This is a genomic window from Novosphingobium sp. Chol11 (assembly GCF_945870625.1).
In the GTDB taxonomy this organism is placed as follows: domain Bacteria; phylum Pseudomonadota; class Alphaproteobacteria; order Sphingomonadales; family Sphingomonadaceae; genus Novosphingobium.
Genome location: NZ_CAMBTS010000093.1, coordinates 1 through 12,526, shown reverse-complemented (window position 1 = coordinate 12,526; position 12,526 = coordinate 1). Strand labels below are relative to the sequence as shown.

Below are 12,526 nucleotides of genomic sequence, written 5' to 3'. Positions count from 1 at the left end.
TGGGCCGCCGCTTTGCGCTGGCATGGAATGCAGCCAAGGAGCGCGAGGGCTTCATCGACTTCGACGACCAGATCCGTGCCTCCGCCGCGCTTTTGACCGAGCAGGCCAGCGCCGAATGGATCCGCTACAAACTGGACCGGCGGTTCGATCACATTCTGGTCGACGAAGCGCAGGATACCAATGCCGAGCAATGGCGCATCGTGCTCGATGGGCTGGTCGAGGATTTCTTTACGGGCGAGAGCCAGCGCGGTGATGCGCTGCGCACATTGTTTGTGGTGGGCGACTACAAGCAGGCGATTTTCCGGTTTCAGGGCACTAGCCCTGAAAACTTCGACGCCGCGCGGCTGCGGGTCAAACACCAGTTGCGCGAGGTGGCGGCGGTGCTCGATGAGCCGGAGCGCGCGCTGCTCGATCTTGGCCTCGGGCAATCCTATCGCAGCGCAGCGACAGTGTTGCAGTTTGTCGATGCGGCGATTGCAGCCATCGGTCCTGCGCGCTTCGGGCTGCGCGAGGTGCCCGGCCTGCACGAGGGCGATCACACGCGTCCGGGTGTCGTCGCTCTGTGGCAACCGGTCGGGCTTGCCGATGCGCAGGCGGCAAGTGACGACGACGATGATGATGACGGGGCCGATGCGGTCGCGGGCGAAGACGCTGCCGATCCCGGCGAGGTCTGGCTTTCGCGCCGCGATCGCGCTCTGGCCGATCAGATCGCGCAGCAGATCAAGGCGTGGCTCAGCGATGGCTTTGCGCTGCACAAGGGCGGCCTGCGGCGCGCTGGCGCGGGTGACGTCATGGTGCTGGTGCGGCGGCGCAAGGAATTGGCCGGGCTGATCGTGGCCCGCCTGTATGCGGCGGGTGTGCCGGTCGCGGGGGTGGACCGGCTGCGGCTCGGCGCGCCTTTGGGGGTGAAGGACCTCGTCGCGGCTTTGCGGTTTTGTGCGCAGCCGTGGGACGATCTCAATCTCGCTAGCCTGCTGGTTTCGCCGCTGATCGGGTGGAGCCAGGAGGATTTGCTTGCGCATGGCTACCGCGACAAGGGCGCGGCGCTGTGGGAGCATCTGCGCAGCGCCGAAGGGCCGGACACGCGTGACACGATGGAGCAGCTGCGCGCGCTGCTGGCGCGGGCCGATTTTGAACCGCCCGCCGCGTTGCTGCAGTGGGTGCTGGTCGGGCCGTGGCAGGGGCGGCGGAAGCTGGCGCAGCGGTTAGGCGCCGAGGTCAACGATCCGCTCGACGAATTGCTCAACGCCGCGTTTGGCTATGCCAGCGCCCATACGCCGAGCCTTGTGGGGTTCCTGCAATGGTTCGATGCCGGCGAGGGCGAGCTGAAGCGTGATGCGGGGCGCGGCGACGGGTTGGTGAGGGTGATGACCGTGCACGGCGCGAAGGGCCTGCAAGCGCCGATCGTGATCCTCGCCGATGCCGCCGATAACCCCGATCTTTCGCCACCGCGCGGGCTTGAACTGATCGAGGATGTGCTGGGCACCCGGCGCAAGGTGCCTTTGCCCAGTCTGCGCAAAGGCGAAAAAGCAGGGCCGGTGCGCGATGCCGAGGAAGCAGCCAAGCGCGAGGAGCGCGAGGAGCACTGGCGGCTGCTCTATGTGGCGATGACCCGCGCCGAGGAAGCACTATACATTACCGGATCGCTGGGGAGCGGCAAAACGGAACTGCCCGAAGATAGCTGGTATGCCCAAGTCGAACCGCTGTTTGACACCGTCCAGCCTGCCCGCGATCCGATCTGGGGATCGGTGCGGCAGATTGGCGAGCTTGGCCCGCCTCCGGCCATAAGGCTTGCCGACGCAGAACCGGCGCAGTCTGAGCCAGCGCTTCCCGCCTTGTTTACCCAGCCCATCGGGCCTGAGCCGCGCCCGCCGCGCCCGCTGGCACCCTCATCGCTGGGCGAGGAAGATGCCGCCGATCCGCCGGTGCGGCCGGGCCCTGGCGCGGGGGCAGCGGCGCAGCGCGGGACCTTGATGCACAAGCTGCTGGAGCGTCTGCCCGATCTCGCGCCGGAAGCCCGGGAAGCTGCGGCGATAGCGTGGCTGGAACGAGCGGCGAATGTGCTTACCAGCGACGAGCAGAGCGCGATGGTGTCGGCCGTTCTGGCGGTGCTGGATGAGCCCGAATGGCAGCCGGTGTTCGGCGCCGGTTCGCTGGCCGAAGTTCCTATTGCAGCGCTGGTGGGCGAACGGATCGTGAGCGGCACGATTGACCGGCTACTCATCGGGCACGACGTTATCCGTATTGTCGATTTCAAGACTGGCCGCCGCCCGCCGCGCGAGCTTGCGCAAGTGCCGGTGCCCTATCTGCGCCAGATGGCGGCTTATGTGCAGGCTCTGTCGGTCATTTATCCGGGCCGGCGGGTTGAGGCCGCGCTGCTCTATACCCACGCGCCGCAGCTGTTCGTTTTGCCGGAAGAACTGCTGGCGGCGCACAAGTTGGATATGCAGCCCGCGCAGGAAAGCTTGTCGCCCTGATCGGTTGCGCCGGACGACCAATCGCCTACATTCATGCCATCACGCACAGGAGTTTGCCCCCATGTCGCTTAAAGCCGTCACCGATGCCAGTTTCACCGCCGATGTCCTTCAGTCCGACAAGCCAGTGCTGGTGGATTTCTGGGCCGATTGGTGCGGCCCCTGCAAGATGATCGCCCCGGCGCTGGAAGAAATCGCCGAGGAATTGGCCGAGAAGGTCACGATCATGAAAATGGACATCATGGAAAACACTCACACCCCCGGCCATATGGGCGTGCAATCGATCCCGCTGCTGATTTTGTTCAAAGACGGCAAGCCGGTCGCGCAGAAGCTCGGCGCTGCTCCCAAGAGCCAGCTCAAGGCGTGGCTCGAAGGCGCGCTTTGAGGAAACTAGCCGCGCGGAATCGCCATGATCCGCGCGGCGAAGGCGTCGAACAGGGCAGGGCTGGCGGCCGCCAGCAGGCCGGGCTTGCCATGTTCGTCGACCCGGTAGGGTGAGCCGTCGAGCCGCGCGACTTTGCCGCCGGCCTCGTTTACAAATAGCGCGCCGGCCGCGTGATCCCAGGCATAAGTGCGCTGAAAGCTGGAGAGATCGTTAATCCCCAGCACAAGCCGCGGATACTGCTCAGCGGCGCAGCGCGGGATAGCGACCACGGTGTAGTGCGGCGCGATATAGGTCTCGCGGATCGCGGCTTGCGCTTCGGTGAGGAACAGGCTGCTCGATGCCAGCACCGGTGGCTCTTGGCCTGTCGTACGAGCGGTAATGCGCTGCCCGTTGATGTACGACCCGCTGCCGACCCCTGTGCTGCACAATCGGTCGGAGAGCGGATCGTAAATCCATCCGGCAATCGCCTCGCCCGCTTCGGCAAGCGCAATGATGATGCCGAACGGAGGATGGCCGCTGGCAAAGTTGTTGGTGCCGTCCACCGGGTCGATAATCCAGCACAGCGTATCACCCAGCCGCTCGGCGAGCGCAGGATCGGCATGCGTGCCCTCTTCGCCGACGATCGCAGCTTCAGGAAGAAGCTTGGCGAGCCCTTCTGCGAGCATCGCCTCGGCCTCGGTATCGGCGATGGTGACCATGTCGTCCACTGCCTTGTCGGTCACCTCGTGCGCAGCCAGCTGCTGATAGCGCGGCAGGATCACTTTACGGGCGGTTTCGCGCATCAGCGCTGAGACGGCAGTATCGAGCTTGCTCATGTTCGGTAATCCGCGTTGATGGCAATGTAGCCGTGGGTGAGATCGCAGGTCCACACGGTTGCGCAGCCTTGCCCGAGCCCAAGATCGACCTCGACCGAGATTTCCCGGCCTTTTAGATGCGCGACCACCGGCGTCTCGTCATAATCGGCCAGCGGTTGGCCCTCGCGCGCGGCCCATGTACCGCCAAAGCCGATGGAGAGGCGGTCGCGGTCGGCAGGTTCGCCCGCTTTGCCTACGGCCATCACGACGCGGCCCCAGTTGGCATCTTCTCCGGCAATAGCGGTTTTGACCAGCGGCGAGTTGGCGATGGCAAGGCCGATGCGGCGCGCGCTCTCGTCGCTGACCGCGCCGCTGATCGACACCGCGATGAATTTCTGCGCGCCTTCGCCGTCACGCACCACGAGATGCGCCAACTGGCGGCACAGATCATCGAGCGCGGCGGCGAAGGCATCGGCGCCTGGATCGCTGAACGAAGCAAGCGGCGCATTGCCCGCCTTGCCCGTGGCGAAGGCCAGCACCGTGTCGCTGGTCGATGTATCGCTATCGACCGTGATGCACGAAAACGTGCGCTGATTGCTTGTGCTCAGGCAGTGCTGCAAGAAGGCGGGGCTGATCGCGGCGTCGGTGAAGATGTAACCCAGCATCGTCGCCATATCGGGCGCGATCATGCCGCTGCCCTTGATAATGCCGGTCAGCTGAACTTTCACATCGCCGATCATCGCGGCGGCGGCGGCCCCTTTGGCGAAAGTATCGGTAGTGGCGATGGTGTTGGCCGCATCTTCCCAGTCGCAAGGTTCGGTCAGCAAGGCCGCCTCGATCCCGGCGCGCGCCTTGTCCTTGGGCAACGGCACGCCGATCACGCCGGTCGAGGAGACAAACACCTGCTCGGGCGGGCAGCCGAGGTGCCCGGATATCTGGCGCATGATCGCCTCAACCGCCTCGCGCCCGCGATAACCGGTAAAGGCATTGGAATTGCCCGCGTTGACCACCAGCGCGCGGGCGTGGCCCTGAGCTAGATTCAGCCGCCCTAGCTCAACTTCGGACGAGCAGCACACATTGCGCGTGAACACCCCTGCAACTGCCGTTTCTTCTGCCAGTTCGACATAAGTCAGGTCGCAGCGGCCCCAATTCTTGTATCCGGCGCGGGCGACACGCACTGTCACCCCGGCTATTGCGGGAAGCGGGGGAAACGGGACGGCGAGGGGGGAAGACGTGTCGGTCATATCCCCTTGCCCTTAGCCGCTGGTGGCGGGCTGCGCACCAATATATACGCACGATGCGGTGGACGATTGCCTGCAAAACACCTATCTGCAGCTCCAATGCGGTTTCTGCTCGTCCTGCTGGCTCTTCTGAGCGGCCTTGTCTCGCCTGAAATGGCGCGTGCAACCCGTGTGCAAGTGGCAGGCATGGGCGCAGCGCTGCCTGAGGAGGCGGTTGCGGCACCTCAGGCTCAAGCCTGCCTTGTGTCACGAGCCACGCCTCTGCCGAGCCATCCGTTGCGCAATCGCCCCAATGCGCCTCTGCCGCTTGCAGCCGTGGCCACCGCGTGCAGCATCGCGCTGACTGACCGCCCGCTGGAATAGCGCGCTGGCTACCCGCGGCAACCGTTCGCTTTTCTCTCATCGACCCAGCCCGCGCCGCTCAGGCCCGGCGCTCGCCACTTCATCACCCTGTCAGGAACCCCCAACATGCTAGGCGCTCTTGCCCGCACCATCTTTGGCTCGTCCAACGACCGTTACGTCAAATCGCTCGACAAGATCGTCCGCGCCATCGCGGCGTTCGAGCCCGAGATGCAGGCGCTGAACGATGCGGAACTGAGCGCGCAAACGCAGAAGCTACGCGGGTTTCTGGCCGATGGGCGGACGCTCGATGATATCCTGCCTGAAGCCTTCGCCACCTGCCGCGAGGCATCGCGGCGCGTTCTCGGCATGCGGCATTTCGATGTGCAGATGGTCGGTGGCATCGTGCTTCACCGGGGCGAGATCGCGGAAATGCGCACTGGTGAGGGCAAAACGCTAGTGGCAACCCTCGCGGTCTATTTGAATGCGCTGGAGGGCAAGGGGGTTCATGTCGTCACCGTCAACGATTACCTCGCCCGCCGCGATGCCGAATGGATGGGCCAGATCTACACCTTCCTCGGCCTGACTTATGGCATCGTCGTTCCCGACATGGGCGAGAACGCCCGGCGCGAAGCCTACAACGCCGACATCACTTATGCGACCAACAACGAGCTGGGCTTCGACTATCTGCGCGACAACATGAAGCACGAGCGCGCCCAGATGGTGCACCGTCCGTTCAATTTCGCGATTGTCGATGAGGTCGATTCCATCCTGATCGATGAAGCGCGTACGCCGCTGATCATTTCGGGTCCATCAGACGACCGCAGCGATCTCTACGTCTCGGTCGATGCCGTGGTCAAACAGATCGAACCCAAGCTTTACGAGGCGGACGAGAAAACCAAGAACATCACGCTGACCGAGGAAGGCGTGGAATGGGTCGAGCGCAAGCTGGAGGAGAACGGCCTGCTGATCGGCTCGAACCTTTATGACGTCGAAAACACGATGGTGGTGCACCATCTCGATCAGGCGCTCAAAGCCAACGTCATGTTCAAGCGCGACATCGACTACATCGTCAACGACGACAAGATCATCATCATCGATGAGTTCACCGGGCGAATGATGGAAGGGCGCCGGTGGTCCAATGGCCTGCATCAGGCAGTCGAAGCCAAGGAAGGCGTCCAGATCGAGCCTGAGAACCAGACCATGGCCACGATCACCTTCCAGAACTTCTTCCGCATGTATCCCAAGATTTCGGGCATGACCGGCACTGCCGCGACCGAAGCGGCAGAATTCTTTGACATCTACAAGATGAACGTCGTCACCATCCCGACCAATGTCCCGGTTCAGCGGGTCGATGAAGAAGACGAGTTCTACAAGAACACCCGCGACAAGTTTCAGGCCATCGCCCGGCTGATCCGCGAGCGCAGCGAGACCGGTCAGCCGGTGCTGGTCGGCACGGTGTCGATTGAAAAGTCCGAATTGCTCTCGGAATTCCTCAAGACCGAAGGCGTCGAACACAGCGTGCTCAACGCCCGCTTTCATGAAATGGAAGCGCGGATCGTGGCGCAGGCCGGCGGCATCGGCGCGGTGACGATTGCCACCAACATGGCCGGGCGCGGCACCGATATCCAGCTTGGCGGCAATTTCGAGTTCCGCGTCGAGGATGAGCTGGGCGACATGCCCGGCGGGCCCGAGCGCGACGCAGCAGTAGCCCGGATCAAGGCGGAAGTGGCCGAGGGCAAGGCCAAAGTGCTTGAGGTAGGCGGGCTCTGCGTGATCGGCACCGAGCGCCACGAAAGCCGCCGCATCGACAACCAGCTGCGCGGGCGCTCTGGCCGCCAAGGCGATCCCGGCCGTTCGAAGTTCTATCTCTGCCTCGAAGATGATCTGCTGCGCATCTTCGGCCCCGATACGCTGTTTTCACGCATGATGAATTCCAACCTTGCCGATGGCGAAGCAATCGGTTCACGCTGGCTCTCCAAAGCCATCGAGACCGCACAGAAGAAGGTCGAGGCGCGCAATTACGATACGCGCAAGCAGGTCGTCGAATACGACAACGTCATGAACGACCAGCGCAAGGTGATCTACGAACAGCGTGCCGATATCATGGACGCCGATGCGGTCGATGATGTGGTACTCGATATGCGGCAGGATACGGTCAACGTGATTGTCGGCGATGCCTGTCCTCCGGGGTCTTATCCTGAGCAATGGGATATTCCGGCGCTGAGCGAAAAAGTGCGCGATGTGCTCGGCCTCGACGTTCCGCTGGCCGCCTGGCTTGAGGAAGAGGCGCTTGAGCCGCAAGTGATCGAAGAGCGCATCGCCGAACTGGCTGACGCCCATATGGCGGGCAAGGCACTGGAAGTTGATCCGGCGGCATGGCGCAACCTTGAAAAGTCGGTGCTGCTCGAACGGCTCGATCATCACTGGAAGGAGCATCTGGCCACACTCGATGCGCTGCGTCAGGTGGTGTTCCTGCGTGCCTATGCCCAAAAGACTCCGATCAACGAATACAAGCAGGAAGCGTTCGGGCTGTTCGAGAAAATGCTCGACGCAATCCGCGAGGATGTGACGCGCATTTTGATGACCAGCGAGATCCGCATGCGCCAGCCCGAAGAGTTCCAGTTGCCGGAACTGCCCGACTTCCTGACCAGTCATCTTGATCCGCTGACCGGTGAAGACGATTCGCACCCGGCCATGCGCCAACCGACCGGTGCGCCGCCGTTCGCGCCGTTAACCAAGGCTGACAATCCTTACGCAACCACGGACATCGCTCGCAATGCGCCGTGCCCCTGCGGCTCCGGCCAGAAGTACAAGCACTGCCACGGAGCATTGGCCTGACCACTACCTGCGTGCCGATCAATCAGCCCCGATCGGCGCAAAAAAGTTGCTGGCGGCCTAAGTAAAATCCGAAGTGCGTTTTTCTGATGCCCGCGGCGCTGAAATCGGCGGTTAACGCGCCGTCCTTCTATCCATAGAACACGGATGAAGGATCAGCCTGTCATGCTCGTCAAGCACATGGGAAGTGAAGCGGTAAATCCTTGGGATTCCGCCGATTTCGGACGGTTGATCGAGGCCAGCTACCGGCGCGGCGTGCTGCGGGCCAAGGTTAGCCTGACCGACTTAACCTCCTGTTCTGCGCGCATTTCCACGATGGAATCGCTGCGGCCCGGGACCGCTTTATGGCTTACCCTGCCGGGTCTTGAACCGCGCCATGCCGTGGTCGAATGGAGCGCCGGTTTCACCGCCGGCTTGCGCTTCGATGCACCGCTCCATCCTGCCGTCCTCGACGCGGTGATCGATGGCCGGACCGGCAGGTTGCATTGAGAAGAGCCTGTCACAAGCTTGACCAAGAAGCCTGTCGGCGCAGCTTTTGAACTGCCGCCGTTAATTTTTTGGCAGGACGTTTATGCGAGTGAAAGGCCATCGAAGTGAGCCGGGAGGTCTAACCATGTCTGTTTTCAAGTCTGTGCTGAACGATGAGTGTGGTGCTACCGCGATCGAATACGGCCTGATCGCCGCATTGATTGCTGTTGCAGCGATTTCCGCCATGGGCGCACTGGGCAATTCGCTGTCGAACACCTTCACGCTGGTCTCTGGCCGCATGAACAACGCTTCGGACGGCAAGCTCTAATCAACTAGTGCTCGGGCTTGCTGCAAGTCCGGAATGCCGGCTCCTTCACGGTGTCCGCAGATGGAACCCATCTGCGGATTGCCGCGCCTCGCGCATTCGCGCTGCGGACGCCGCCCCAGCGTCCCGCGTGTAAGCTGCGGCCTCTCGTTCATGAGACAGACGCGCCACCGCGTGTGACCACCGCCTAGGTGGCTCCCTGAGTAGGATTCGAACCTACGACCACTCGATTAACAGTCGAGAGCTCTACCGCTGAGCTATCAGGGACCATTCCCGGTTCGCCGGGACAGGAGGGCGCTAATAGCAGGCGATGGCCGTTTGGCAAGCGCCTGTTTCAGCGCCATGTTACAGCGCTCTATTTATCGCCCGGCGGCGACCGTGCGGCTTAAACCATGAACTGTTCGGCAAAGATGCGCTCCTCGAGGCTCTGGCCGCGATCGAAGAGCAAAGTCAGCTGATGCTCGCGCGCGGCGCGGACGCGCACCTGGCTCACATCGCGCACTTCCTTCTGGTCTGCCACAGCCGAAACCGGCCGCTTGACCGCATCCAGCACCCGAAAAACGATGTCATAGGTCTCCGGCAAGATAGCCCCGCGCCAGCGCCGGGGGCGAAACGGGCTGATCGGCGTGAGCGCGAGCATTGCGCTGGACAGCGGCAGGATCGGGCCATTGGCCGAGAGGTTGTAGGCGGTCGAACCCGCTGGCGTGGCCACCAGCACCCCATCACAAGACAATTCGGCCATGCGCACTTTGCCGTTGACGGCGATCTCGAGCTTGGCGGTCTGGCGGGTCTCGCGCAGCAGCGACACTTCGTTGATCGCCCACGAGGTGAACATCTCGCCAGTGTTCGTCACCGCTTCCATCAGCAATGGCGAAACCGCGATGGAGCGCGACCGTGCGATCCGATCACGCAATGGTCGGCTTGATTTGGCGCGGTTCATCAGAAAGCCGACAGTGCCGTGATTGAGCCCGAAGGCGGGCACGACACGGTCGTCATCAAGCATGGCATGCAGCGTTTGCAGCATCAGCCCGTCGCCGCCGAGCACGACCACGGCATCGGCCTCTTCCAGCGGTGCCCACTCATGTGCTGCTCGCAGCGCGGTCTCGGCTTCCTGCGCGCGGTCGGTGGGGGAGGCGATTAGGGCAAGGCGTTCGTATTCGGGCATGCTCGGCCATTATTTCCGGGGAGATATGAAGCGCCCCAAAGTGGCGCAATCCCGAATGGAACTGCGGTGATGATTTCCTCACGCACATCGCTTATGCCCTGCGGCGATGGATGCAAGCGTTCTGTTGACCGCGGGAGACCGCGATGTGCTGACCGGCCTCGCCGGGATCAAGACGGCCCAGACCTGGCTCGATGACGCCGGGTCCGCCGGTTTCGTGCAGGCCATGCTGGTCAGCCTGCCGCGCTTTCAGGCAGTCAATCAGGCTTATGGCAAAGCGGGCGGGGACCGCGCGCTGGTCGAAGTGGCGCGCCGCATCGCCGATTTTGTCTCCGCCGAGATCGAGGAACAATCGCTTGTGGCGCGCACCGCAGGGGGCGAGTTTCTGGTTGCCTCGCGTCAGGCGCTGAGCCGCGAGCGCTGGCAATGGCTGGCCGAAGTGCTGGGCCGCACGATCGCCCGCCCGCTGGCGCTGGACGGCGAGCGGTTGTCGCTCGCGCCGCGCACGGCGCTCTTGCGTGGGCGGCCGGGCGAGCGCGGGGCGGCGCTTCTCGACAGGCTGGAACAAGTCGCCAGCGATCTGCAGCGGCGCAGCGGGCGGCGCGTGCTGTGGGCCGATGGCAGCCACCCGGCGCGTGGGCGCAGCGCCGCCAGCCTCGAAGGCGACCTGCTGGGCGCGATGCACCGCGATGAGATCGCCATTCTGTTTCAGCCGCAGTTCACCGTGAGCGGCGGCGCGCTGGCAGGGGCAGAGGCGCTGGCGCGTTGGGAGCACCCCACCTTTGGCCGGATCTCGGCCGAGACGCTGTTTGCCGTGGCCGACCGGGGCGACCATGTCGCGCAGCTTTCGCGCCACATTGCGGCGCGCGCGCTGGGCATCGCCGCGACGTGGCCCACACCGCTCCGGCTGTCGCTCAATGTCACCGCCGAGGATTTCGCGGTGGGCGATTTTGCTGGAACGATGCGCCGGATTATCGAGCATACCGGCTTTGCGCCCGAGCGGCTGACCATTGAGATTACCGAGCAAACCTTGATCACCGACTTCGAAGCCTGCGCCGCTGCGCTGCGCGATCTGGCCGAGATCGGCGTGAGCGTGGCGCTCGATGATTTCGGCACCGGCTTTTCCAATTTCCGCGCTTTGAAAGCGCTGCCGCTGCAGGCGCTCAAGCTCGACCGCTCGCTGGTGAAGGACGTGGCCGGCGACCCGCGCGACCGCGCCATCCTGGCAGCGATGGCGGCGATGGCGCGCGCACTCGATCTGAAAGTGATCGCCGAAGGTGTGGAGAACGAAGCACAACTGGCGATCCTGCTCATCGAGGGCTGCGATCTTTTTCAGGGTTTTTTGCGCTCCGGGCCCATTGCGGCGGAAGCTTTTGCAGCACTGGCTGAAGGCGGCGTTTCGAGCCTAAGTTGACATAGTTGACACAGTCCAGAGCATAAACTCGGGGGCCCTTTTCGGGCACTCATGGCGGGAACGGTTTGGCGGGAAGTGGCGCGTTTGCGCCGACGCTCACGGGATTGACCAAGTTTGCAGAGCATGCGGCCCCCTATTGCAGGCCATCGCTTGTAGGACAGCGAATTTTGAGCGCGTGCCCTCTCGCATGATGAAGCCGCGCCCCGTCGCGTTCAGGGGTCTAGAGCAAGCACAAAATGGTTGTGGACCAGCATGGGGTTCGCTTAGTCTGTTCGACGGTCGTCTCCCTGATCTTGTCTGCCGAAATCGTAGCCCGAAATTTTCCTGAGCGAATTGGAAGGACTCCGCCGTGATTGAGCGATACCTGAAGCCTGGAATCAGGGTGAATTGGCGAAAGCCCTACGATGCGCCCGATTCGACTACGGGCGATCTTGCCCTGAGCAGGAACCCGCCCAATGCCATGACCTATGATGGCCTCGACGGCGAGCTGGTCAACGCGCAGTTCATGACAGTCAATGTTTCGACCACTGGGTTGACCATGCGGCAGCCCATCGCGCACAGTTGGCTTGATTATATGCCGGGCGGCACCGCCTACATGCCCGCGCCGGCTCAGGACACGCTGACTGGGTGGATGAGCGGTTGCCCGCTTGCGCGGTGGACTTCTTCCACCGGCCAGGTTTTTATCGGGCATATCGGCACGATCGATACCAACCCGATCGCCAATGCCAGAGTAAAATCCCAATTTCTGGCCACGATGGAAGCCAATACCACCGCATTTAATCCGTTCGCGGCATGGCCTACGGCAGAAATAGCGGTCGTGCAGTCAAAGTTCAAGAAAAGCTCGGTAAATCCTTATATTATGGGTCTGATTACGGCTTCGGGTGAGTTTTATGCGATCCTGATTTTTGGCATCATGCCAAGGTCCGGGGCCATGAATGAATGGTGCATTGGCGGATGCAAGCAGGTCGCTCCCATGGACTCCGCGCAATTGAGAGTGCTGCTCAGTTAGCAGCGGCGAGGCCCCTTGGCGGCGCGATGGTGCCATGGATAGGAGCCGGAGAGGCAAGGAGATCCTTCCTCATGGCT

At 62.9% G+C, this 12,526-nt stretch carries 11 protein-coding genes and 1 tRNA gene; 8 read left to right on the top strand and 4 right to left on the bottom strand.

The annotated features are described in order from the left end of the window. The coding region (locus Q0O40_RS12895) for a UvrD-helicase domain-containing protein (RefSeq protein WP_295530501.1) at positions 1-2,477 on the top strand (2,477 nt) is incomplete at its 5' end. Positions 2,478-2,538: 61 nt separating this feature from the next. Further along, positions 2,539-2,859 (top strand): thioredoxin, encoded by a 321-nt coding sequence (gene trxA / locus Q0O40_RS12890; RefSeq protein ID WP_295530499.1) that lies wholly within the window; start codon positions 2,539-2,541, stop codon positions 2,857-2,859. A 5-nt stretch (positions 2,860-2,864) separates the two neighbouring features. Here trxA and Q0O40_RS12885 read toward each other — a convergent pair whose 3' ends face one another. Together Q0O40_RS12885 and argJ are read right to left on the bottom strand one after the other, a co-directional pair. Beyond that, positions 2,865-3,674: an inositol monophosphatase family protein gene (locus Q0O40_RS12885; RefSeq protein WP_295530496.1), complete on the bottom strand. Its 810-nt coding sequence runs from the start codon at positions 3,672-3,674 to the stop codon at positions 2,865-2,867. Further along, entirely contained in the window at positions 3,671-4,897 is a 1,227-nt protein-coding gene (argJ, locus tag Q0O40_RS12880; RefSeq protein WP_295530493.1) for a bifunctional glutamate N-acetyltransferase/amino-acid acetyltransferase ArgJ, read from the bottom strand. Before argJ ends, Q0O40_RS12885 begins: the two co-directional genes overlap by 4 nt. 96 nt (positions 4,898-4,993) lie before the next feature. On the opposite strand from argJ, the gene Q0O40_RS12875 reads away from it, so the two are divergent. From Q0O40_RS12875 to Q0O40_RS12860, 4 genes are all read left to right on the top strand, one after another. Next, the gene (locus Q0O40_RS12875; protein ID WP_295530492.1) at positions 4,994-5,257 is read left to right on the top strand and encodes a hypothetical protein; all 264 of its coding nucleotides are present in this window, start codon (positions 4,994-4,996) and stop codon (positions 5,255-5,257) included. 105 nt (positions 5,258-5,362) lie between these two features. Beyond that, positions 5,363-8,074, top strand: a complete 2,712-nt coding sequence (gene secA, locus Q0O40_RS12870; RefSeq protein ID WP_295530489.1) for a preprotein translocase subunit SecA — start codon at positions 5,363-5,365, stop codon at positions 8,072-8,074. Positions 8,075-8,236: 162 nt separating this feature from the next. Beyond that, on the top strand, positions 8,237-8,560 hold the full coding sequence (locus Q0O40_RS12865) for a PilZ domain-containing protein (protein ID WP_295530486.1): 324 nt from the start codon (positions 8,237-8,239) through the stop codon (positions 8,558-8,560). Between the two features lie 124 nt (positions 8,561-8,684). Continuing rightward, positions 8,685-8,867, top strand: a complete 183-nt coding sequence (locus Q0O40_RS12860) for a Flp family type IVb pilin (protein WP_295530483.1) — start codon at positions 8,685-8,687, stop codon at positions 8,865-8,867. A gap of 189 nt (positions 8,868-9,056) precedes the next feature. Here the strand turns inward: Q0O40_RS12860 and Q0O40_RS12855 are convergent. After that, a tRNA-Asn gene (locus Q0O40_RS12855) sits at positions 9,057-9,131 on the bottom strand. A gap of 118 nt (positions 9,132-9,249) precedes the next feature. Further along, positions 9,250-10,029: an NAD kinase gene (locus Q0O40_RS12850; protein WP_295530480.1), complete on the bottom strand. Its 780-nt coding sequence runs from the start codon at positions 10,027-10,029 to the stop codon at positions 9,250-9,252. 124 nt (positions 10,030-10,153) lie between these two features. Between Q0O40_RS12850 and Q0O40_RS12845 the strand changes: the two genes are divergently transcribed. After that, entirely contained in the window at positions 10,154-11,440 is a 1,287-nt protein-coding gene (locus tag Q0O40_RS12845) for a bifunctional diguanylate cyclase/phosphodiesterase (protein ID WP_295530478.1), read from the top strand. A gap of 460 nt (positions 11,441-11,900) precedes the next feature. Then, a complete protein-coding gene (locus tag Q0O40_RS12840; RefSeq protein WP_295530475.1) occupies positions 11,901-12,449 on the top strand; it encodes a hypothetical protein in 549 nt (182 codons plus the stop codon). Positions 12,450-12,526: the final 77 nt, after the last annotated feature.